Origin of the sequence: Streptomyces sp. NPDC101237 (assembly GCF_044767465.1) — a bacterium.
GTDB lineage: Bacteria > Actinomycetota > Actinomycetes > Streptomycetales > Streptomycetaceae > Streptomyces > Streptomyces gramineus.
The window spans coordinates 108,131-129,588 of record NZ_JBIWNY010000028.1; the positions used below are offsets into that span (position 1 = coordinate 108,131).

Sequence of the window (21,458 nt, forward strand, 5' to 3'; positions counted from 1 at the left end):
GACGATTCGGTCATCCTATGAGTTCGTGATCCTCATGAGCTGCCGCGCGCCCTGGTGGGGGCGCGGCCGTCAGATCGCGATGTGCACGGCGGTCCCGTCGACGGCGCCGATCGGGAGGTCCGCAAGGAACTCGACTCCCGCGTCGGATTCCTCGCCGGGTGGGCCCTCCTGCTCGACTCTCTTTTCCTGCCGATGGTCGCCTGGCTCCTGCAGGCCATCTACCTGCACGCCCAGTTCCCGGCCGTGCCGGAACGGGCCTGGTTGGTCATCAACGTGGCCCTCGCCACCCTCATCAACGTCGTCGGGCTCAGGACCGCCGACCGTGTCAACCGGGTCCTGCTCATCGGCGTCACCGGCATCCTCGTCGTGCTCGCCGCGCTCTGCGTCCACCACGCATCCGGACACGGCGGCGCCCCCGCGGCCTCCTACGCATTCCGGAACAACGCGAGCAGCCTGTCCGCCGTCACCGCGGCCGCGGTCGTGATGCCGAGAGGGGAGGGCTGCCGCCGGGGGAATCCCTCTGCGATGATCGCCCCAGGCCGCTCCCAGCGTGCCGGGGCGCCACCGCACCGGCGGTCCCCCGGCGCTGGACCGGAGGGGCCCCGGCCCCGCGACCTGAGGATTCTCGGTGACCTACGACGTCAGCGCCCTGCGCGCTCAGTTCCCTGCCCTCACAGCAGGCATCGCGCACTTCGACGGCCCCGGCGGCACACAGACCCCGGCGCCCGTCATCAAGGCCATCGCGGACGCCCTCGCCGAGCCCCTGTCGGTGCGAGGCGCGGTCGCTCTCGGCGAGATCAACGCCGAGCGGATCGTCGGCGACTTCCGGCGCGCTATGGCCGATCTCCTGGGCGCCGATCCGGCCGGCATCGTCTTCGGCCGCAGCGCCACCCAGCTCACCTACGACCTCGCACGCACCCTCAGCGCGCAGTGGACTCCGGGCGACGAGGTCGTCGTCTCCCGGCTCGACCACGACGCAAACATCCGGCCGTGGACGCAGGCCGCGGAACGGGCCGGTGCGGTGGTCCGTTTCGCCGAGTTCGACCCGGCCACGGGTGAGCTGCCGCCGGAGGCCGTGGGCGGACTGCTCACCCGGCGAACCCGACTCGTCGCCGTGACCGGCGCCTCCAATCTGATCGGAACCCGGCCCGACCTCGCCGCGATCGCGTCCCTCGTCCACGACGCCGGCGCGCTGTTCCACGTCGACGCCGTGCACCTCGCCGCGCACGACACCATCGACGTACGTCACCTCGGCGCCGACTTCCTGGTGTGTTCCGCCTACAAGTTCTTCGGCCCCCACCATGGCGTCCTGGCGGCCGATCCCGCCCTCCTGGACACTCTGCGTCCGGACAAGCTCGCCCCCTCAAGCGACGCCGTCCCCGAGCGCTTCGAACTCGGCACCCTGCCGTACGAAGCACTGGCCGGGACCACCGCGGCCGTGGACTTCATCGCGGACATCGCTCCCGACCGCGAGGGCAGCAGGCGGGAGCGGCTCCGGTCGGCGTACGCGGCGATCGAGAGCCACGAGACCTCGCTCCGTGAAGCCGCGGAGTCGGCCCTGTGCGCCCTCGACGGGGTGAACTGCCATTCACGGGCGGCGAACCGGACCCCCACCCTCCTGCTCACCTTCCGGGACCGCCCCGCCGCGGAGGCCTACCCCTTCCTCGGGACGCTCGGCGTGCACGCGCCGGCGGGATCCTTCTACGCGCTCGAAGCCTCCCGCCACCTCGGCCTCGGAGACACCGGCGGCCTCCGCGTGGGGCTGTCGCCCTACAACGACGCCGAGGACGTGGAGCGTCTGGTCGCGGGAGTGACGACGTTCCTGAAGGGATGACCGACGCCGGCTGGGTCAGGAAGCCGCGGTGAAACACTCTCGGCCGGGTCGGCCGGCCGAGGGGTAGTAGCAGCACCGCAGTCCCGTGGCGTGTGCGGCGGCGATCATGGGGGTCGTGACCATCCCTCCCGCCGTGGAGGGGGCGGCAGGTGGCGCGGTGACGGCCTGCGGAGGTCCGTCGGTGCCGCTGACGGCGATGCGGAAACCGCCGTGTGTGGGCCAGCCGCGTATCCACCCGGTCCGGCAGCTCGGGCTGAAGCGGATCTCCAGTCGGGTGCCGTCCGCCATGGTGTCCGAGCGCACGGTCACGGGGTCCTCGCAGGCCGTCGTCAGAGGATCGCGGCCCTCGCAGGAGCGCAGGCGGCAGATGGGCGGCCGCGTGGCGGCAGATGGGCCGGTCCCGTAGGACGCGTGAATGACCGCGGCGGGTACGACCATGGCCGCGCACAGCACGAGGACTCCGGTCGCCGTGACCCACGGGCGCGCGGTAATGAGAGTCGAAGCGGCGAGCAGGATGCGATGTCCCAGACCACGGGCGGCATTTGACGTCCCGTCGGTTGCCCGTCCGTCTCCGTCAGCGGCTCTCCGGCCCGGCCGAGGCTCGCTTGCGATCTCGGCTCCTCCGCGTCGGTTCCATGCCGCGTCGGCACGCTCCCAGAGGGCCAGTGTGTCCGCCTCACTCGCTTGCGTCGCCCCGCACAGCGCCTGCACGGCCTGCCGCGGTGGGAACTGTTTGCCGTTGAGATAGCGTTCCCAGGACGATGTGCTGATGGCCATCGCCCGGCTCAGCTCCGTCAGGGTCAGACTGCTGCGGTCTTTGAGTCGGCGCAGGAGATTGACCAGATCCCGGTATGCGGCGGGCAGCGTCTGCGGCAGCGCCTTCCACTGGTTGCCCCTGTGCGAGGGTCTCATCGCCGCTCCTCCATTCCCGCTGCCGAAGTCGGTCATGCCACGTGGCGAAGCAAGGACCACGTCCGCTCACCGACGATTCCGTCGGGGAAAACACGGTCCTGCTGTTGCAGCTTCTTGACCTGTGCTTCCGTCCGCTTCCCGAAGTAGCCGTCCACATCACCCGGCGACAACTGGTGGCGGCGCAGGAGGCATTGCACCTCCGCCACGTCCGGCCCCGTGCTGTTCAGTCCCACGGTGTGGGAGTCGGTGGTGCTGTTGCCTGCGAGCATCAGCTCTCCCTCTCGGACGTACGTGCAGCTGTACCTGCCCACCCCCGTCGTACTGTCCGCAGGAGGCCCGGCCGAGTCCGGGCGATCGGCGATCAACCACCCCGCAACGACAGCGGCCAGCACCAGGGCGCCTCCGACGAGGGACAGGGCCACGCCGTGTATCGCTCTCTGCTCCCGCTCATGCTTCCGGCCCTCCCCCGGCTTCGCGGAAGGAACCGACGGCTGGTCGGGCGGAACGGGCGCCCGTCGGACCCTCAACTCCTCGGCGGGCTCTCCGGGGAGGCACTCCGTGCGGGCGCGAGACCGCTGTGCCGCGCCCTGCAGGGCCAGTAAGGGTGCGGCCTCCGCTTTCGTCAGCCCGGCGAGTGCTTCGACCGCCGCGGTGGGTGGCAGTGCCTTGCCGTTGAGATACCGCTCCCACGACGAACCGCTGAACGGCGTCTTGGCCTGGAGCATGTGGAGCGTGAGACCGCTGTGGTCCTTCAACCGCCTTAGTTCTTGCACGAGTCGCCGGCCGTCAGGGTCCAAGGTCTCGGGAAGTTCTCGCCACCTCATCGCATCCCCCCGGACAGCAGTCTCTTGGACGCAGGGCCGCCTCTGCGACCCCTCTGCCCGGGAACCGCGCGCCGCCGACGGAAATCCGGCCACCGCCGTCACGCCCGGACAACACGGCGGGACGTCCCGAGAAACCGTATGACGGCCTACGTCGCCGCACGTCACGGGCTGAGACGTCCCGGGATTTCGCGGGACACCCGGCAGATGTGGCAGCCGTCGTACCGCTCCGAAAGGCTCGTGTGGCCGGTCCACGGCAGCCGCAGGCAGCGGAGGCTGCGCGTACCCCCTGCTCCGTCGGTCACCGTGCCTCGGAAACCAGCGCACATGAACATCCGCATCCCCCGCTCATCAGCGAAAGCCAGGAAGGGTCACATGGCTGCCAAGAAGTCCATCGCCGCCGCGCTCCTCGCGACGGGTCTCATGACGGGGCTCGCCGTCACCGCGTCCACGGCCTCCGCCTCCACGGCCGCGCCCGCGACCGTGTACAGCTGCAACAAGACCTATTACTCCGGATCCGCCCTCACCGAGAAGGGCGACACCGGGGCACGCGTGATCGAGGTGCAGTGCCAGCTCCACTACCGCGGCTTCCTCAGCGCGGGAGGCGTCGACGGAATCTTCGGGAACGGCACCTACAACGCCGTCCTGGCGTTCCAGCGGGAGTACCGCAGCATCTGCAACTCCGGCCTGTCGATCGACGGCGTCGTCGGCACCTACACCTGGGCGGCCCTGCGGTCCGCCTGTCCGAGCTGACCCGCGGTCACCGGACGCGGGCGAATGATCAGCCATCAGAGACAGGAGGCACATCGATGCGCGAAGACACACGCCGGCAGCGCACCGGACGTTGGGCGAACAGGGTGCTGACCGCCGGCGCGGCCGGGACCTGCGCCGTGTTCCTGGCCACCGCACCGGCCATGGCCGACGGCTTCGAAGCCCACACCATCGACAACAGTCGATGCGGTGGGGTCGGCGGGGTCATCGACTTCGTCGACTACGGACCGGGCGCACCCGGCGGCGGAAACAACGACGACTACACCGTGATACACGACCTGTGCGACGACGGTCACGGTGTCGAGGGCTACGCCTGGCTCGACGGCGCGTACCTCGACAAGCACTACGACGGCAAGGGCTACGCCGGCGATCCGGAAGTGTGGGACCCCTTCGGCGACATCAAGGGCAAGCACCTGGTCGGCATCAAGGTCTGCCTCGTCGACGGCTCGAACGACACGACACCGTCGTACTGCGGCTCGGCTGAGCAACAGATCAACGGCTGACGAGACACACCGTCACCCGTACGCCCGCGTCGGTCAGACCGAGCCGAGCCGGCGAGGAGCCCGAAGCCACCGCTCGCCGGCGCCGGCACGGGGAGCCGGACCCGTGAAGGGGGCCGGCTCCCCCGCTCGTCGACGGCGTCCGCCGGCCGGCCCTCGTCATGCCCTCCGCCGGTAACCCTTGGAATCGATCACCTGGTGACTACGCTGAGCGGCTTCATCTCGCGGAGGTTGCTTTGGGACGGCGGAGCGTGCTCGGACAGGACTTCAGGCGGTTGTGGGCCGCCTATGCGGTCAGCGCGGCGGGCAGTGCCGTCGGCATGGGGGCCCTGCCGCTGATCGCCCTCCTGGTGCTGGATTCCTCGCCGTTCCAGGTCTCTGTGCTGGCCGCGTTGTCCGCGGTGGCCAGCGGGGTGATCGCGCTGCCGCTCGGTGTGCACATCGAACACCGGTACAAGCGCCCGGTGATGGTGACCGCCGATCTGGTCCGGTGTGCGGTGCTGGCGAGCATTCCGGCCGCCATGGCTTTCGACCGGCTCACCTTCACCCACCTGTGCGTGGTCGGCGTTGTGCAGACGGCGGCCTCCGTCGCCTTCGACGCGGCGAGCGGTGCGCAGGTGAAGGCCCTTGTCGTGCCCGAGCACCGCCTTCGCGCCAACAGCCTGTTCGAGACGACCAATTGGATCTGCGTGAGCGCTGGGCCGCCGGTCGGCGGGCTCCTGATCGGTGCACTGGGCGCAGCTGCCACGACGGTGGTCGACGCACTGTCCTTCCTCGGATCGGCCCTGAGCATCCGCCGCGTCGAGCAGCCCGAACCCGCGCCGCCGACCCGCGCCGCCGACTCTCACCTGGGGCGGGACATCGCCGCAGGTTGGCGGTACCTCCTTCGGCACCCGGGACTGCGGCCACTGTTCTTCAACGCGCTGCTCTTCGGCGGATCCATCATGATGACGTCGCCGCTGATGGCCGTCCTCATGCTGAACGACCTCGGCCTGGCACCGTGGCAGTACGGACTCGCTCTCGGACTGCCTTGCCTGGGTGGCGTGCTGGGCTCACGCCTGGCCCCGCCGCTCACGCGGCGTCTCGGGCAGCGTCGCGTGCTGTTGCTGTCCGGCGTCGCGCGCACTCTGTGGACGGTCCTGCTGCCGCTGACACCGTCCGGCGCCCTCGGCGTGTGCGTCATCGTGGCCGCAGACTTCGGCTTGCTCCTCTCCGCCGGTGTCTTCGGCCCGTCGTTCACCACCTACCGCATGGCCGCGACTTCCGACGCGTTCATGTCCCGCGTGGGCACCTCGTGGTCCGTCGGTTCCAAGTCGTGCCAGGCCGTGTTCATGATCGCCGGTGGTCTGATCGCCTCCGCAACCGGGGTACGGGGCGCCCTGCTCATCGCCGGACTGCTGTGCATGGCAAGCGCGTTGCTCCTGCCCTGGCGGGAGCCGCGTACCGCCACCGCGCCTGTTCCACCACCCGCGACGACGGCGGGCCCGTCCCCGGCAGCGGACGCTTCTTCGGGTCACTGAGGTCGGCACTCGGACGGTCAGGGGGAACGGCGGGCACGAGCGAGGAGCTGCACACGCGGACGCTGCGCACTCCACGTCTACGTCACCGGCGGGCCCTACCCGAGCGCGGGCGTTCTGATGGCGAGCAGGGCCATGTCGTCGTGGCCGTCACTGGGGTGCCGGTCGGCCAGCGTCTCGACGAGATCTTGAAGAGGAAGGTGTTCAAGGCGCTCGGCTTGTTCGGCCAGGCGGGCCATGGTCTGCTCGATGGAGCGACCGGGGTGTTCGGTGACGCCGTCGGTGTAGAAGATCACCGTCGCGCCGGGAGGCAGCGAGCGGGTGTGCTCGTGACGCCGTACGGCGCTGTCCACGCCGAGGGGGAGGTCGGGCTGGGCGAAGAGGAAACGGGGGCGTGCGTCGGGGGTGAGCAGGAGCAGGGGTGGGTGGCCGGCGGTGCTCCACCGCATCCTGAAGAGGCCGGTGTCGGAGCCGTCCGGGCTCGCGTCGGGTTCGAAGCGGGCGAGGCAGAGGGTGGTGACGGGGTTGGCGGTGAGGTCTTCGACCGTGCGTTCCAAGGCGGTGAGGATCCCGGCGGTGGGTGCGGCGGGGTCGTAGTGGAGGAGGGCGAGCAGCATGTTGCGGGTCTGTGCCATCGCGGCGGCGGCCTGGAGGTCATGGCCGACGACGTCGCCGACGACGGCGGCGACTGAGCCGCCGGGCAGCCGGATCGCGTCGTACCAATCGCCGCCGATGTGCCGGGGAGTGACGGCGGGACGGTAGACGGCGGCGCTCAGCAGGGGGCGCAGGTCGGTCAGCCGGGGCAGCAGCATGCGCTGGAAGCGCTCCGCGTCCATCTGCGTCTGCCGCATCAGAGCGGCGTCGTCGATGGCGAGTCCCGCGGCTTCGGCGAACGACGCGATCATGGCCTCGTCATGGGCGTCGAACGGCCGCCCGTCCTCACGGTCGCAGAGGTACAGGTTGCCGTAGACGCGCCCCCGGATACTGACCGCGGCCCCCACCATGCAGCGCATCGGCGGATGCCCGGTCGGCAGGCCGACGGAGGCGGGATGGGCGGCGATGTCCTTGACCCTGATCGGCTCCGGATGGGCGATCAGGTAGCCGAGCAGCCCGCGCCCGGTCGGCAGACCCGTGCCCGACAGCGCGCGTACCTGCGTGTCGGACAGGCCGATCGGAATGAACTCGCGCAGATGCTCGCCCGAGTCGTCCAGGACCCCGAGAGCGCCGTAGCGGGCACCGACCAGGTCCATGGCCGTGCGGACGATCAGTTCCAGGACGTCGGACAGGTTCTGGTCCCGGCTGATGACCGCCTCGTACAGCTCGTGCAGCCGGTTCTGACCGCGTGCCAGGACGACGAGCTGCTCGGCGATCTGCGCCAATTCCGTCCCCAGCCGCATCCCTCTGCGGGGCGCACGGCCCGAGCCGCCCGTCACTGAGAACCCACCCATGCTGTGCGAAAGGACACCGACACCGGGCCAAGCGTCGCAGCCCCCGGCCCACACCCTGGTCATATCCTCCTTTCGAGGGCGCGTCTCCTCCGCCGCGTGCCCGACATCGGCCCCGGGACACACCGCTCCGCTCCACCCCGACGGGGAGGTCACCTCAGTGATCTCCGCTGCGGAAAACGCCGCGATCGGTGCGTTCTTCAACCGCCGGTTGTGCCGTCACCGCGTAACCACGCGTTCGAGGGGCCTGCGAGGGGCAGAGTGTCACGGACGGACCGTTGGGGAGGGGAGGGCACAGGAGACATGCGGGAGTACGACCAGGCGCTGGCGACCCGACTCGCGCGGCGTGCGGTGGAGGCCGTAGCGCCGGACGAGTTACCGCAGTTCGCCCTGACGGCGGAGGCCTTCCACCGCGCTCCCCCGTCGCCGGCGTTCGTCGCCGGGCGGCGCGACGAGCCGCTCGGAATCGGACTGGAGGCGGTCGCCGCGCTGCTCAGCGCCACGGCGCTCACGGCGGCGGTGCAGGTGCTGGACCACCTGGCCCAGCAGGCCGCGGACCGGACCGCCGAGGCCGTGGGACGGCGCGTGCGGTTCGGGTTCGGACGGCGGCGAGCCGCGGCCACGCCACCCGCGGTGACGCTCCGGCCGCTGTCCGCCGAGCAGTTGACACAGGTGCGGCAGGTCGCCGGGCAGGCGGCGCTGCGTCTGCGGGTGCCGCAGGAGCAGGCCGGGGCGATCGCGGACGCCATCGTCGCGGAGTTGGCCACCGTCGCCGCAGCCGGTCCCGTCGATCCCGGCGGGACGGTAGGAGGCCCGGAGGATTCCGGGCCGTGACGGCAGGTGCCCCAGCCAGGCAGGTGAATCGGGAGGACGAACCGTTCGGCCTCCCCTCGGGCACCACCGTGCGTTTCGTGCTGCTGATCACGGCCGTGACGACGGCGTCGGCGACCCTCGTCAACGGCGTGTCGTCGATGGCCCTCACCTCGGTCGACGTGCGGCGGGTGCGGGCCTACTACCGATGCGCGACCCTCGCGACCCAGGAAGCGGCGCGCGCGCACGGTGTGCCGTCCGGCGACGGCTCCTCGCCGTTCGTGTTCGACTGTCACGATCCGCGGGCGGGCACGTCGTGGGCGGTCACCGTCGCGGTGACCGCCCTCCTGCTGCTGGGCGTCGGGTGCGTCTACGTCTGTCTGCCGGTCTGGCGCGAGCGCCGGCGCGGCTACCGGGAGCTGACCGGTATGCCGGAGCTGTCGGCTTACTTGCAGGGGCTGACCAGGACAGCGGGGCTGGGATCGCCGGTCACCTTCCTGGCCGAGCCCCTCCAACCCGGCGTCGACGCCGTCGCGTTCGGGCGCGTGGGGCGGCGGCGGGTGGTGCTGAGCGGTGGGCTGCTGGTGCTGTTCACGCGGGACCAGGACGCGTTCCGGACGGTGGTGCTGCACGAGCTCGCCCACATCCGCAACCGGGACCTCGACGTGGCCTTCCTGACCCTCATCGTGTGGCGGATGAGTGGGTCGCCGCTGCTGGCGTTCGCGGTCCTCGCCGTGCCGGGCAGCCTGTTCCTCGGGCCGGAACTGGCCGCCGCCGACCTCACCCATGCCGTCCGCACGGGCCTGCTGGCGGTCTTGGCCGCCTTCCTCAAGAACTCGGTCCTGCGCAGCAGGGAGTTGTACGCCGACGCGCGCGTGCGGAGCTGGGAGGGATCCCCCACCTCGCTCCGACGGCTGTTCCACGTCTACGGCCTGTCGTCCGCGCCTCGGTCCGGCTGGCGCTCCGCGCTGCTGCGGGTCCATCCCACGGCCGCGCAGCGTGCGGAGGCGCTGAGGGACGAACGCCTGCCCGGCGAAGCCGGCTTCTGGGACTTCTGCGCGGTGGGGGCCACGGTGGCGTTCCTCTACGACTTCCTGGAGCTGGGGCCGATCGGCGGCGGCAGCCAGGCCGGTGCGGGCACCGAGGCGCTGGCCGCCACCACGGCGTCCGTGCTGCTGGTCGGCGCGACGGGCACCGCCCTGTGGCGAGGAACGCCCGGAGCAGCCGGTGCGACGGGGATGCGGTACGCCGGCCTGGGTCTCGCGCTCGGCGCCGGCGGCATGCACCTGCTGTCGCCGACCGGCGCGTCCAGCGCGGTCATGCTCGGCGGAAGGGGGCTGACGTTACTCGTCCCCTACGCGGGGCTGGTCGTCCTGTGCGGGGCGGCCACGACGGGGTGGCTGGCGGCGGTGACCCGCTCGTGGGCCCCGGTGTCAATCCGCGGGCACCGGCCGCGGCTGGTCGCCGCCGCGGTCCTGGGGGCGTCAGCCATCGGCCTGGCCCCCGCGTTCGACTATCTGATGCAACTGCCGCCGCTGACGCTGTACGCGGCATCCTTCGAGTCTCCGCACACTCCCGGAGCGCTGGTCTTCCTCTCCGACTTCCTCACCCTGTCCATCGGTGTCGCGGGGTCCGCCCTGACGCCGCTCGTGGGGACGGCGACGCTGCTCCCGATCGCCGGCCAGTACGTCGCGCGGCGCGCGACGCGCAGACGGCCGGCCACCGGCTTCGGCCCCTTCCGGCCGGCCGCCGGACCCCTGGTGCGGCTGGGCGTCCCCGCCGGTCTCGTCGCCGCCGCGGCAGGCGTCCTCATCGCGCTCCTCGGGGCCTTCACCTTCTGGGGCCTGCTCCTGGAGATCCTGGCCGCCCAGATCGCGGCGGCCCTGTGGGCGACCCGGGACTACGCGCCGCTGCCGGTCGTGCGCGGCCTGCTCGCCGCCTACGCCGCCGGGGCGCTGGCACTCCTCGGCTGGTTCCTGCTGATGAAGGCGTTCGGAAGCTGCGCACTCGGAGCCGGCCCGTGCGCGACCCTGCCGAGCCCGGAGAACGTGCTCCTGGGACTCACCCTGCCGTCGGTGGGTGCGTTGACGGCGTGTGCGGTCCACGCGGGACTGCACGCGCTGCGGACGCGGCCGAGCGGCGAGCGGATGCCGCCACCGGATCGCTGACGTACCCGTGTCGTGAGGGCCGCCGCTCTGTCGTCGTGACCGCGGTCAGCCGCGCCGGAGGGCGTCCGTGCCGTACTCCCAGAGGCGGTCCGCGGCCTCAGGGGCGAGTGCGTGGGCGGCGACCCCACCCGGCGTGTCCTCGTCCTTCTCGACGACTCGCGCTTCCTGGTTGTCCTCGAAGTAGCGGCCGCTCACGCCGTTCAGGAGTGGCGAGGCCGCCAGCAGGACAGAGGTGGACGCACCCTGTTCGGGAGTCTTGTAGTACGGCAGCGGCGTCAGGTTTCCGTCTCCGTCCATCACGCCGAACGCGCGCATGGTGTCGTCGTCGAGATGCCGTTGCAGGTTGGTGAGGATGTAGCCCGGGTTGAGCGCGTTGGCGGTGATCCCGTCGGCCGACCAGCGGCGGGCCCCGACCGCCAGCAGGACGTCGGCGGACTTGGACTGACCGTAGGCCGTCCAGGAGTCGTACGGCCTGCGGGCGAAGTGCGGATCCTCGAAGTCGAAAGGCACGTTCCGGTGCGCGCCGGAGCTGACGACCACGATGCGGGCGGATCCGGAGCCGCGCAGCGCCGCGTGCAGACCGGTGGCCAGCGCGAAGTGGCCGAGGTAGTTGGTGGCGAGCTGCATCTCCCAGCCGGCGGGGGTCAGGGAGAGCGCGGGGAGGGCCATGATCCCCGCGTTCGCGACGAGGATGTCGAGAGGTCCGCGCCAGGCTCGCGCGAAGGCGTCGACCGAGGCCAGGTCGGACAGGTCGAGGGCCGCGGCGCGGACTCGGCCGGCACCGGCGACGGCCGCCAGTTCCTCGACGACCGGGTCCGCGGACCGCGGGCGCCGGGTGGCGATGGTGACCTCGGCGCCGGCCGCCGCCAGGGCGCGCACGGTGGCGGCACCGAGGCCCGACGCGCCGCCGGTGACCACCGCGCGCCGACCGGTGAGATCCACCCCGGCGATCACCTCCCCCGCGGTGGCACGGGGCGGGAAGGGGGTGGTCAGGAGGGTGGAGTCGGCAGTGCTGGTGGGCCGGTCGGCCGGGGAGTTCGTCATCACGCGTCCCACGCTACGAAGAGCGTTCCGCACGTTCTATCATCGAGCGTCCCGAAATCTTTAGCCATCGTCCAGAAGCGGAGTCGTCATGGATCCCCTTGAGGACGTGCTGACTCTGCTGAAGACGCGCAGCCATCTGTCCGCGCGGCTGGTCGCGGGGGGCCCCTGGGCCGTGCGGTTCGACGCACCCGACGGAGTCAAGTTCAACGCCGTCCGGCGCGGCTCGTGCCGGCTGGAGGTCGACGGCGCCGACGAGCCGATCCAACTGGCGCAGGGCGACTGCTACCTCCTCACCCGTGGTCGTCCCTTCACCCTCCGCAGCGCCCCGGATGTCTTCCCCGTCCCCGCGGGCGTCGTGTTCGGCCGGGCCGAGGACGGCGTGGCCAGGACGGGCCAGGGTGAGGACGTGCTGCTGATCGGCGGGGGCTTCTCGTTCGGCGCGCGCACAGGAGCTGCTGCTGGACAGGCTGCCGCCGGTGGTCCACCTGCCGGCGGGGACCCGGCACGCTGAGTCGGTGCGGTGGGCGCTGACGGCGATCGAACAGGAGATGAGCCATCGGCGGATGGGCTCCTCCGTGGTGGCGGAGCATCTCGCCATCGTCATGCTCGTCCACGTACTGCGTCTGCATCTGGCACGTGAGCCGCTCGCGGTGAAGGGCTGGCTGGCGGGCCTCGCGGATCCCGTGGTCGCCGACGCGCTGGACTGCCTGCACGGCGATCCGGCCAAGCCGTGGACCGTCGCCGACCTGGCGGCCGTCGCCGGGGTGTCACGCTCCGCGCTGGCCGCCCGCTTCAAGGCCACGGTCGGCCAGGCGCCGCTGGAGTACCTCACCGGCTGGCGCATCGAACTCGCGGCACGGCAGTTGCGGGACGGCGGTGCGACACTCGCCGCCATCGCCCACTCCGTGGGCTACGGGTCCGAAAGCGCCCTCAGCGTCGCCTTCAAGAGAGTGCTCGGAACGCCCCCGGGCGACTACCGCAAGCGGCACTCCGGATCATCGCCCGCGTCCGGCTGACTCCCCCGGCGATCATCGCTCCCGCACCGGCTGTCCGGTCGGACCGTCAAAGGCTCCGACGCCCGGTCACCGTGAACTGGGCGCCGTCGGGATCGCGCAGCACCGCCTCATGCTCGCTCTCGTCCAGGACACTGCCGCCGTGCGCTTCCGCCGCCCGCACGCACGCCCGCACGTCGGCCACGGCGAAGTGCACCTGCCAGTGCGGCCGGACGGAAGGGTCCGTCGACGCCTCCACCGAGCCCGACTCGATGCGGGCCACGACGTCGCCCCCGCTGCGCAACAGCACTTTGCCTCCCGCGTACTCGACCTCGCAGCAACCGGGACGGCCCGATGACCAGTCGAGGATCTCGCCGTAGAAGATGGCCGCGTCGAAGGCGTCCCTGGTGTGCAGCGTGATGAACGTCGGCGCCGCCCTCCGCCACGCCTCCCACTCCGTGACGAGCTGGCCCTGCCAGACCCCGAAGCGGGCGCCGTCGCGGTCCGCGAGCAGCGCCGCCCTGCCGGGCGGGAACGAGATCGGCCCCACCGCCACGGTTCCGCTGCGCTCCCGCACCCGGCCGACCGCCACGTCCGCGTCCTCGACGGCGAAGTACGGCGTCCAGGCCACGGCCATCTGCCACACGCTCGCGAGCTCAGCGATCCCGGCGACGGGGATCCCGTCCACCAGTGCCGTACGGAATCGGAGGCCGAGTCGGGCGGTGCGCCACCGCCAGCCCAGCACCGCCCCGTAGAAGGCCTCGGTCGCCTCGATGTCGCGGCTGCTCAGACTCACCCAGCACGGCGCACCGAACACGGAGCGTGTGGAGACGGTCTCGTCCGCACCGGAGGAGTGTGTCGTGCCGTAGCTCATGCCATCACGCCCCGGTTCCCTTCGGCGTCGGGCCCCCGCTCTGATCTCCAGTGTCCGACCGGAATCCGCGTTCCGCACGCCTCCCGGTAGGAGCACGCGGCCCGGAGGTGACATGTGCAGCGGCTCGGCGAGACGGTGTCCGTGTCCCCCGCCGGGACGGCAGCGCACGAGCAGTGGGCCGGACACCTCCGGCTCGCTCCGCTAACGGCGTGAGCCGGAGCCGGACGCGATCTGCTTCAGGGTGCGCCCGCTGCGCGCGGAACGCGCCAGGAACGGTGTGGGCGCGCCCCGGTCCGATCTCCGCTGATCAGCTCGCTTGACCAGCAGCCATGCTTCCTTCTCGCCGTCCTGGCCGTCCCGGTAGCGGGTGAGGGCGTAGCCGCCGTGCAGCTTGGCGCCGTCCAGCCAGAAGGAGACGTGGCCGTGTCTGAGCGCCTCGCCCATGGGTGTCTCGCGGCCCGTGCGGTCGGGCAGCGGATGGTAGGTGCCCTCGTCCCAGATGAGAACCGTGCCCGCGCCGTACTCCCCTTCCGGGATCGTGCCCTCGAAGTCCTGGTAGGTCAGCGGGTGATCCTCGGTGGGGGTGGCCAGCCGCTTGTCCTGCGGGTCGCCGGAGGGGCCCTTCGGGACCGCCCAGGACTTGAGCACCCCGTCCACCTCCAGCCGGAAGTCGAAGTGCATGGTGCCGGCGTCGTGCAGCTGGATCACGTACCGGTGCTCCTGGCCGGCTGGGTGTGTGGCGCCACCGCCGGGTTCGCGGGTGACGGAGAAGTCGCGCTTGCGGTGGTGGTCCGCGAGAGGATCCTTCGCGTTCATGGCTTCCTTCCCGGTGATCGCGGTCGTCTGCCACGCCCGGAGGACCGCCGGTCCGGGAGGACCGCCGTTCCGGGAGCGCACCCTCCAGGTACCCAGGAGCCGCGGACTGCCGGCGCCTTCCGGGGATGGAATCGACGGTCTCCCGGTCGGCGCCGGTGTCACCGGAGGCGCACTCCGGGGCGCCGCCCGTCCTCGCGGCCGGCGCGGTCAGGTGGTCTCTCAGACCGTCGCGCCCGCCTCGCGTGCCGCGAGGTGCTCGGTGAAGAAGGAGGTGAGTTCGTGAGCGACCTGGGGGACGTGGCGGTCGTAGAGGTCGATGTGGCCGGCGCCCTGGATCCAGTGCAGGGACTTGGGCTCGTTGGCCGTCGTGACGGCCTCCTCGGACATCCAGGCGGTGGCCGCTTCGTCGCCGGCGACCATCAGCAGCGGGCGTGGCGCGAGGAGCCCGACGAGGTGGAAGGCGTTGAAGTTCACGATCTTGTCGATGCTGGTGAGGGGGAAGTCGTCGGTCTGGCGCGGGTGCCGTCCCCGGTCGGTGCTGTAGTACTCCCACCCCTCGTAGGCATAACGGCCGGCGGCGCGCGCTTCGTCCTCGGTGGTGCGCAGGGGGAGGGTCGGGGCGGGCTGGTCGGCGGCTTCCGCGACCGTCGGCGTCGCTGTCGGGGATGTACAGGTGGCCGGCGAGGGGGATCCCGGCGCTGGTGAAGGTCACGTCGATACGCATGGCTTCACGGTGCCCGTCGTGGCCGCGGTGCGGGAGGGGACGGTTTCTGCCGGGGCACGGGCGTGCCGGGGAAGATTTCTGCCCCCTTTCGACGGGGTGTGGCTGGGGCATAGTGGCAGTCATGTCCGACACGCGTTCACCGCGCGCCGAGCTCGGCGCGTTCCTCAGGGCACGCCGGGCCGAGCTCACGCCCGCGCAGGCCGGGATCGGCGACGACGGGACCCCTCCTCAGCTCCTGGCACACCACCCCGCAAGCCACCCGCGCCGACGACCTCCACGACTGAACCGGCCCGGACACCGCCTTCCACGCCCGGAGCGGGGCCCCGAGCGGGATCTCGGCACACCGTCCGGGCCCCGGTCAGCCCGGCTGCAGGACGAAGTCGTACTCGGCCCGCAGGTACGCGGTGTCGAGCGTGGTTCCGTCGGGTGCGGTGCCCGCCGTCCGTGACGTGAACGGGATGATCAACGCGTCCTTGGTGCCGAAGACCACGTCGGATTCCAGATACTCGCTGCCTTCCCGGAACAGATGGGTGGTCAGCTTGCGGTAGCCCGGTTCGTCGATGAGGAAGTGGACGTGTGCGGGCCGGAAGTGGCTGATGTCCGTCCTGCGCATCAGGTCGCCGACGGGGCCGTCCATGGGGATGGCATAGCCGCGCGGTGCGATGGTGCGGATGCAGTACGTGCCGTCCTGCCGGGTCCGGTACTTGGCCCGCAGGCGGGCCTCGTCGATCTCGGGGAGCTGGGCCTCGTAGGCCCCGTCGGCGTCGGCCTGCCAGACGTCGAGCACGACGCCCGCGAGGGGCTTGCCCTCGGTGTCGGTCACCTTGCCGGTGAAGAACAGCGGCGTGCCCTCGATGCCTTCCGACATGTCGAATCCGTACGGCGCGGTCGGCGACCCGTCGACGTGGAAGGGCCCGAGCACCGTGGCGGGGGTCGCCTGCGGCGCGAACCTGTTGTTCAACTGCACCACCAGGGTGCTCAGTCCGAGCACGTCGGAGGTGAGGATCAGCTCCTGGCGCTTGTCGTCGCAGGCCTGGCCGGCCGCGGTCAGCCATTCGACGGCGGCCGTCCACTCGTCCTCGGTCAGCCGCACCTCCGTCGCGAAGGCGTGCAGATGACGCACCAGCGCGGTCATGAGCTCGCCCAGTCGCGGCGAGTGCGCGGTGGACCAGCGCTGCACGGCCAGCTCGGTGATGTTGTCCTCGTCGACGAACACGGTGGCGGCTCCTTGTTCTGCGGTGCGATGAGTGAGGTGCGGCGGTCGCTGGCTCATTCCTCCCGCCGCCCCTTCTCAAGGGGTTCCGCCGGGTACGGGGTCGGTGGCACGGGGATGTTGTTGCGGTCGACGGACAGGAAGACGTCCTGGGCGACCGGGTGGCGCAGTTCTTCCGCGAGTTGGCCGATCAGTCCGGCGGTACGGGCCAGCAGTGCGAAACCGCGCAGCAGCGGCAGCGGGAGACCGAGATCCGCCAGGGCGGCACCGCAGACTCCCGCTCCGTTGAGGGGAAGCGTCCTGTTCAGCACAGCCGGGTGGACTCGGCCGATGGCGGCGAAGAGGCTCAAGTGCGGGCCGAAGAGGCCTTCTTCCTGTGCGATGCGCATCAGCCGCGGCGTGCGGGGGTCGCCTTCCTTGTGTACGTGGTGTCCCAGTCCGGGGACGAACTGTCCGGCCGCGCGCTGCTCTTGGACCGTGCGCAGGGCCAGTTCGTCCCAGCCCTGCTCGTCGGTGGGCGGGGCGCCGTCCTGGGACTCCAGTACATCGTGCAGGAAGCGGCCCGTGTCCTCGGTGACGCCCAGGAAGCGGGAGCCGCCGCCGAGCAGGCCGGCGGCGAGGGCGCCCTGCACGGAGTCCGGTGCGGAGAGGTAGGTCAGGCGGGTGACGATGGCCGTGGGGGTGAATCCGTGGTCGGCCAGTGCGGCCAGGACGGCCTCGAAGACGCGTGTCTCACCGGTGGTGGGCCTGCGCTGGGTGGCCAGCCAGAAGGCGAGTTCACCGAAGCCGACGGAGCCCATGATGTCCTCGGCCAGGTCGTGCCCGAGCAGGGTGATGGTCTTCGGGTCGGAGGCGCCCAGTGCGGTGGGGTAGGCGGGGCGGGGTGCCGGCTCAGTCACGGGCGGCCTCTTCCGGTGCGCTCAGCCACTTGCGCACCTCCTCGCCGTGTTCGTCGAGTTCGGGTGGCGGCAGCCGGTAGGTGGCGGGGGTGGCGGAGAACCGGATGGGGTGGCGGGTGGTGGGCACCGCACGGCTTCCCTCCCCGACGGTGACGACCGGGTCGAGTCCGAAGCGCTCGGCCATGGCGAACCCGCCGTCGATGGTGTTGATCGGTCCGCTCGGTACACCGGCCTCGACCAGGGCCTCGAACCATTCGGTGGCGCCGCGTGTCGCCAGTCTCTCGACCAGCAGCGGCCGCAGCTGGTCGCGGTGGGCGGTGCGGTCGGCGTTGCGCGCGAACCGCGGGTCGTCGGCCACCTCCGGTATGCCGAGCACCTCGCACAGCTTGCGGAACTGGCCGTCGTTGGCGGCGGTCACGATGAGGTCGTTGTCGGCGGTGGGCAGCGGCTCGTAGGGGAAGACGCTGGGGTGGGCGTTGCCCATCCGGTACGGCACGGTGGCGCCGGCGACGTAGGCCGAGCTGTGGTTGACCAGTCCGGTCAAGGCCGAGGACAGCAGGTTCACCTCGACGAGCTGTCCCGTCCCCGTGGCGTCCCGGTGCCGCAGCGCCGCGAGGATGCCGATCGCCGCGTGGTTGCCGGCCATCACGTCGAAGACGGATATCCCGGCCCGGTAGGGCGGGCCGTCCGGGTCACCCGTCAGGCTCATGAGGCCGGAGATGGCCTGCACCATGAGGTCGTAGCCGGGGACATGGCGTCCGGGCCCGGCGCCGAACCCGGTGATCGACGTGTAGATGAGCGCGGGGTTCTCCCGCCGGACCGACTCGAAGTCCAGTCCGTACTTGGCCATGCCCCCGGGCTTGAGGTTCTCGATCAGCACGTCCGCGCGGCGGGCCAGCTCGCGAGCGGCCTCGACGTCGGCCTCGTCACGCAGGTCGAGAGCGATCGAACGCTTTCCCCGATTGATCCCGAGGTAGTAGGTCGAGACCTCGTCGCGGGTGGGGGGTGTCCAGGTTCGGGTGTCGTCGCCGCCGGGTCCCTCGACCTTCACCACGTCCGCTCCGAGGTCGGCGAGCAGCATGGTGGCGTAGGGCCCGGCGAGGATCCGCGAGAAGTCCGCGACCAGCACGCCGGACAGAGGCGCCGTGGGGCCGTCCTGTGCGGGCCTCGCGTTCTGGGACATCACCCTCGCCCTCCCGTCCGCACAGCGGACGCTTGTCCGGAGATCCGATTCTGAGTGCGGTCCGTCCGGCGCGTCAAGACGTCGCGCGGACACCCGCCGGCCGGACGGCGTGCGGGGCCGCCTCCAGCCGGGCGAAGTCCCCGCTGATCCGGCCTGCGGCCTGCAGGAGCAGCGGCAGATACTCGTCGAGCAGCACCTCCACCGAGGCCTCCGCGGCATGCGCGTTGACGTTGACGCCGGCGATGACCCGCCCCGAGCCGTCCCGCAGCGGAGCGGCGACCGACCTGATGCCCTTGGCGAGTTGCTCGTCGGTCATCGCCCACCCTCGCGCGCGCACCTCGCGAAGTTCGGACTCCCACTCCGTTCGATCCGGGTGCCACAGGGAGTCGAGGCCGGAGCGGCTGGGCTCGGCGAGGACCCCCGCCACGTCGTCGGGCGGCAGGGCGGCCAGCAGGACCTTCCCCAGCGAGGTGGGCAATGCCGGGAAACGGGTGCCGATCTGCACGGAAAGGGTGACGATCTTGGGAACCGAGACCCGGGCGACGTAGACGATGTCCGAGCCGTCGAGCTGAGCGATCGAGCAGGACTCGTCCGTGCGCTCGACCAGCCACTCCAGGTGCGGTCGGGCCACGTCCCACAGCCCCATCGAGCGCACGTAGGCGACACCGAGGTCCAGAACACGCGGGGTCAGGGCGAACCCGCCGTCCCGCGAGCGCACGTATCCCAGCTCGACCAGGGTGAGCAGGATCCGGCGCGCGGTGGGCCTCGCCAGTCCCGTGGCGGTCGCCACGTCGGTCAGCGACATCACCGGCCGCCGGGGCTGGAACGCGGTGATGACCTCCAGACCCCGGGCCAGCGCCTCGATGAAATCCGGCCCGGTTCCTTCACGCGGCATGACAGCTCCTGTGCATCTCGTGGACTCCGGTCGGGGCGTGTCCGCCTGGCGGACCCCCACCTCAGCCACTCTACGCAGCAGAAAGGCACCCTGGGGCGAGGCTCTCGCGCCGCCCGCGGTCGACCGACCGCAGAGCGGACATCCATGCAGGGATCCGGGCAGATTTCGAGTTGCGCGCGGGATTGACAGCCACCGTCGACCCGATGAGCATCAGTCACCCATCAACAGCCGGGATACGGACGTTTGTCCGACGTAGGCGGGAGACACAACGATGCCCGGGTCCAACCCCTTCCACGCAGAACGCCCCCTCGTCTTCCGCGGCGGCACGGTGCTGCCCATGACTCCCGCGCGCCGGGTACTCGCCGATACCGACGTCCTCGTGACCGGTGACCGCATCACCGCGGTCGGCCCGCGCCTCGCCGTCCCGGAGGGCACGGTGGAGGTCGACGCGTCCGGCGGCATCGTGATGCCGGGCATGATCGACACTCATCGGCACATGTGGCAGACGGCGATGCGGGGCTACGGCGCCGACTGGACCCTGACCCAGTACTTCGTCTGGTACTACCTCGAACACGGCAGGGCCTTCCGGCCCGAGGACGTGTACGCCGGAAACCTCCTCGCCGCCGTCGAGGCCCTGGACGCCGGAGTGACCACGGTCGTCGACTGGTCGCACGGCCTGCGGACGGTCGACCACGCGGACGCCGCGGTGGACGCGCTGCGGGCGGTGCCCGGCCGCTTCGTCCTCGCCTACGGGAACATCCAGCAGGCGCCGGCGGAGTGGACCGCCGCACCGGAGTTCCGGGACTTCGTCCGCCGCCGCGTCACCGGCGACGACATGCTGGGCTTCCAGCTGGCCTTCGACGTCACCGGCGACCCCGCCTTCCCTGAGAAGCCCGCCTTCGACGTCGCACGCGACCTCGGCGTCGCCGTCACCACCCATGCCGGCGTGTGGGGAGCCACCAACGACGACGGCATCCGGCTGATGCACGAGCACGGGTTCATGGGCCCCGAGACGGTCTACGTGCACGCCTCCACCCTGTCCGCCGACTCCTACCACCGCATCGCGGCCACCGGCGGCTCGGTCTCGGTGTCCACGGAGAGCGAGCAGAGCGCCGGCCAGGGCTATCCGACGACCTGGGCGATCCGCTCCCACGACATCCCGGTCTCCCTGTCCATGGACACGAGCGTGTGGTGGAGCGGAGACCTGTTCTCCGCGATGCGCAGCACACTGGGCGCCGACCGGGCCCGCGAACACCTGGCGGCCCACGCCAGGGAGGAGACCGTCACCCACTGCGCGCTGCGCGCCGACCAGGTCGTGGAGTGGGCGACTCTCGGCGGTGCCAGGGCACTTGGCCGCGAGCACGATCTGGGCGCCATCGAGCCGGGCAGGAAGGCCGACCTCGTCCTGCTGAAGAACGACCGCTCGCCGGTCTCCTTCCCCCTGCTCAACCCCTACGGGCATGTGGCGTTCCAGGCCCAGCGCGGCGACGTGCACACCGTGGTCGTCAACGGCCGCGTGGTCAAGTACGAGCACCGGCTGCTCGACATCGACCTGACCGCGGTACGGCGCACGGTCGAGCAGACGGTGGAGCATCTGCGGTCCACCATCGGCGAGGAGGCCTGGGTGAACGGCATGAACCCGGACGTCCCCGAGACGAAGGTCCTCGACAACCCCTACACGTACACCGACTACCGCAGCAGCTCGACACACAGCCACTGACCCGTCGTACTCCGTCGAAGTCGGTCGTCGACGACGTGTACTTGCTCAGCGAGTACGGGGACGGGAAGAAGGCGTTGTCCTTCGCCGGGTCCGGTCTCGGGTACCTGCTCAGCGTTCCGGAGTCGGACACGAAGACGCGCCTCTTACACCTGCGCATGTCCCCGAACCGTTCCTCCAGCGCAACTTCCGGCGTCGCCCGTCGCGGCGCACACGTGGAGCGGGGGGGGCCCCCCGCGGGGCCCCGGGGGGGGCCGCCCCCCCCCGCCCGCCGCCCGGGCCCCCGGGGGCCCCGGGGGGGGGCGGCGGGGGGGAGCCGCCGC

At 71.4% G+C, this 21,458-nt stretch carries 19 protein-coding genes and 1 pseudogene; 8 read left to right on the forward strand and 12 right to left on the reverse strand.

Annotation, left to right across the window (positions count from 1 at the left end; genetic code table 11):
* Positions 1-69: 69 nt before the first annotated feature.
* Positions 70-390 (reverse strand): hypothetical protein, encoded by a 321-nt coding sequence (locus tag ACIRQ9_RS33175; protein WP_404181934.1) that lies wholly within the window; start codon positions 388-390, stop codon positions 70-72.
* A gap of 238 nt (positions 391-628) precedes the next feature.
* On the opposite strand from ACIRQ9_RS33175, the gene ACIRQ9_RS33180 reads away from it, so the two are divergent.
* On the forward strand, positions 629-1,834 hold the full coding sequence (locus ACIRQ9_RS33180) for a cysteine desulfurase-like protein (protein ID WP_404181937.1): 1,206 nt from the start codon (positions 629-631) through the stop codon (positions 1,832-1,834).
* 15 nt (positions 1,835-1,849) lie between these two features.
* Here ACIRQ9_RS33180 and ACIRQ9_RS33185 read toward each other — a convergent pair whose 3' ends face one another.
* Entirely contained in the window at positions 1,850-2,746 is an 897-nt protein-coding gene (locus ACIRQ9_RS33185; protein ID WP_404181940.1) for a DUF2690 domain-containing protein, read from the reverse strand.
* A 32-nt stretch (positions 2,747-2,778) separates the two neighbouring features.
* Positions 2,779-3,570 carry a peptidoglycan-binding protein gene (locus tag ACIRQ9_RS33190; RefSeq protein ID WP_404181943.1) on the reverse strand — a complete coding sequence of 264 codons (792 nt, stop codon included), beginning with the start codon at positions 3,568-3,570 and terminating at the stop codon, positions 2,779-2,781.
* 372 nt (positions 3,571-3,942) lie between these two features.
* Between ACIRQ9_RS33190 and ACIRQ9_RS33195 the strand changes: the two genes are divergently transcribed.
* From ACIRQ9_RS33195 to ACIRQ9_RS33205, 3 genes are all read left to right on the forward strand, one after another.
* Positions 3,943-4,320: a peptidoglycan-binding protein gene (locus ACIRQ9_RS33195; RefSeq protein WP_404181946.1), complete on the forward strand. Its 378-nt coding sequence runs from the start codon at positions 3,943-3,945 to the stop codon at positions 4,318-4,320.
* Positions 4,321-4,376: 56 nt separating this feature from the next.
* Complete coding sequence (locus ACIRQ9_RS33200) at positions 4,377-4,841, forward strand: hypothetical protein (protein WP_404181949.1); 465 nt, start codon at positions 4,377-4,379, stop codon at positions 4,839-4,841.
* A 233-nt stretch (positions 4,842-5,074) separates the two neighbouring features.
* Positions 5,075-6,358, forward strand: coding sequence for an MFS transporter (locus ACIRQ9_RS33205; protein ID WP_404181996.1), 1,284 nt, complete (start codon positions 5,075-5,077; stop codon positions 6,356-6,358).
* A 95-nt stretch (positions 6,359-6,453) separates the two neighbouring features.
* Here ACIRQ9_RS33205 and ACIRQ9_RS33210 read toward each other — a convergent pair whose 3' ends face one another.
* Positions 6,454-7,803 (reverse strand): PP2C family protein-serine/threonine phosphatase, encoded by a 1,350-nt coding sequence (locus tag ACIRQ9_RS33210; protein WP_404181952.1) that lies wholly within the window; start codon positions 7,801-7,803, stop codon positions 6,454-6,456.
* Positions 7,804-8,103: 300 nt separating this feature from the next.
* Between ACIRQ9_RS33210 and ACIRQ9_RS33215 the strand changes: the two genes are divergently transcribed.
* Positions 8,104-8,634 carry a hypothetical protein gene (locus ACIRQ9_RS33215; RefSeq protein ID WP_404181955.1) on the forward strand — a complete coding sequence of 177 codons (531 nt, stop codon included), beginning with the start codon at positions 8,104-8,106 and terminating at the stop codon, positions 8,632-8,634.
* Positions 8,635-8,711: 77 nt separating this feature from the next.
* Complete coding sequence (locus ACIRQ9_RS33220) at positions 8,712-10,778, forward strand: M48 family metallopeptidase (RefSeq protein ID WP_404181958.1); 2,067 nt, start codon at positions 8,712-8,714, stop codon at positions 10,776-10,778.
* A 45-nt stretch (positions 10,779-10,823) separates the two neighbouring features.
* Here ACIRQ9_RS33220 and ACIRQ9_RS33225 read toward each other — a convergent pair whose 3' ends face one another.
* On the reverse strand, positions 10,824-11,822 hold the full coding sequence (locus ACIRQ9_RS33225) for an SDR family NAD(P)-dependent oxidoreductase (RefSeq protein ID WP_404181999.1): 999 nt from the start codon (positions 11,820-11,822) through the stop codon (positions 10,824-10,826).
* Positions 11,823-11,910: 88 nt separating this feature from the next.
* Here ACIRQ9_RS33225 and ACIRQ9_RS33230 point away from each other — a divergent pair.
* Positions 11,911-12,838, forward strand: a pseudogene (locus ACIRQ9_RS33230) (AraC family transcriptional regulator).
* Between the two features lie 46 nt (positions 12,839-12,884).
* On the opposite strand, the gene ACIRQ9_RS33235 reads toward ACIRQ9_RS33230, so the two are convergent.
* The 7 genes from ACIRQ9_RS33235 to ACIRQ9_RS33265 all read right to left on the reverse strand — a co-directional run bounded on the left by ACIRQ9_RS33235 (position 12,885) and on the right by ACIRQ9_RS33265 (position 19,418).
* A complete protein-coding gene (locus ACIRQ9_RS33235) occupies positions 12,885-13,688 on the reverse strand; it encodes a VOC family protein (RefSeq protein WP_404181961.1) in 804 nt (267 codons plus the stop codon).
* A 201-nt stretch (positions 13,689-13,889) separates the two neighbouring features.
* Positions 13,890-14,504: a DNA polymerase ligase N-terminal domain-containing protein gene (locus ACIRQ9_RS33240; protein WP_404181964.1), complete on the reverse strand. Its 615-nt coding sequence runs from the start codon at positions 14,502-14,504 to the stop codon at positions 13,890-13,892.
* 219 nt (positions 14,505-14,723) lie between these two features.
* Entirely contained in the window at positions 14,724-14,978 is a 255-nt protein-coding gene (locus tag ACIRQ9_RS33245) for an alpha/beta hydrolase (RefSeq protein ID WP_404181967.1), read from the reverse strand.
* Between the two features lie 608 nt (positions 14,979-15,586).
* The gene (locus ACIRQ9_RS33250; RefSeq protein ID WP_404181970.1) at positions 15,587-16,444 is read right to left on the reverse strand and encodes a dioxygenase; all 858 of its coding nucleotides are present in this window, start codon (positions 16,442-16,444) and stop codon (positions 15,587-15,589) included.
* A 53-nt stretch (positions 16,445-16,497) separates the two neighbouring features.
* The gene (locus tag ACIRQ9_RS33255; protein ID WP_404181973.1) at positions 16,498-17,340 is read right to left on the reverse strand and encodes a citryl-CoA lyase; all 843 of its coding nucleotides are present in this window, start codon (positions 17,338-17,340) and stop codon (positions 16,498-16,500) included.
* Positions 17,333-18,523, reverse strand: a complete 1,191-nt coding sequence (locus ACIRQ9_RS33260; protein WP_404181976.1) for a CaiB/BaiF CoA transferase family protein — start codon at positions 18,521-18,523, stop codon at positions 17,333-17,335. Before ACIRQ9_RS33260 ends, ACIRQ9_RS33255 begins: the two co-directional genes overlap by 8 nt.
* 73 nt (positions 18,524-18,596) lie before the next feature.
* A complete protein-coding gene (locus ACIRQ9_RS33265) occupies positions 18,597-19,418 on the reverse strand; it encodes an IclR family transcriptional regulator C-terminal domain-containing protein (protein ID WP_404181979.1) in 822 nt (273 codons plus the stop codon).
* Between the two features lie 271 nt (positions 19,419-19,689).
* Here ACIRQ9_RS33265 and ACIRQ9_RS33270 point away from each other — a divergent pair, with 271 nt between their 5' ends.
* Positions 19,690-21,138 (forward strand): amidohydrolase family protein, encoded by a 1,449-nt coding sequence (locus tag ACIRQ9_RS33270; protein ID WP_404181982.1) that lies wholly within the window; start codon positions 19,690-19,692, stop codon positions 21,136-21,138.
* Positions 21,139-21,458: the final 320 nt, after the last annotated feature.

Excerpts from the sequence above, each read along its gene's own strand:
- ACIRQ9_RS33185 (WP_404181940.1), bottom strand. The coding sequence starts at position 2,746 with ATGAGACCCTCGCACAGGGGCAACCAGTGGAAGGCGCTGCCGCAGACG.
- ACIRQ9_RS33190 (WP_404181943.1), bottom strand. The coding sequence starts at position 3,570 with ATGAGGTGGCGAGAACTTCCCGAGACCTTGGACCCTGACGGCCGGCGA.
- ACIRQ9_RS33195 (WP_404181946.1), top strand. The coding sequence starts at position 3,943 with ATGGCTGCCAAGAAGTCCATCGCCGCCGCGCTCCTCGCGACGGGTCTC.
- ACIRQ9_RS33200 (WP_404181949.1), top strand. The coding sequence starts at position 4,377 with ATGCGCGAAGACACACGCCGGCAGCGCACCGGACGTTGGGCGAACAGG.
- ACIRQ9_RS33210 (WP_404181952.1), bottom strand. The coding sequence starts at position 7,803 with ATGGGTGGGTTCTCAGTGACGGGCGGCTCGGGCCGTGCGCCCCGCAGA.
- ACIRQ9_RS33215 (WP_404181955.1), top strand. The coding sequence starts at position 8,104 with ATGCGGGAGTACGACCAGGCGCTGGCGACCCGACTCGCGCGGCGTGCG.
- ACIRQ9_RS33225 (WP_404181999.1), bottom strand. The coding sequence starts at position 11,822 with ATGACGAACTCCCCGGCCGACCGGCCCACCAGCACTGCCGACTCCACC.
- ACIRQ9_RS33235 (WP_404181961.1), bottom strand. The coding sequence starts at position 13,688 with ATGAGCTACGGCACGACACACTCCTCCGGTGCGGACGAGACCGTCTCC.
- ACIRQ9_RS33240 (WP_404181964.1), bottom strand. The coding sequence starts at position 14,504 with ATGAACGCGAAGGATCCTCTCGCGGACCACCACCGCAAGCGCGACTTC.
- ACIRQ9_RS33260 (WP_404181976.1), bottom strand. The coding sequence starts at position 18,523 with ATGTCCCAGAACGCGAGGCCCGCACAGGACGGCCCCACGGCGCCTCTG.
- ACIRQ9_RS33265 (WP_404181979.1), bottom strand. The coding sequence starts at position 19,418 with ATGCCGCGTGAAGGAACCGGGCCGGATTTCATCGAGGCGCTGGCCCGG.
- ACIRQ9_RS33270 (WP_404181982.1), top strand. The coding sequence starts at position 19,690 with ATGCCCGGGTCCAACCCCTTCCACGCAGAACGCCCCCTCGTCTTCCGC.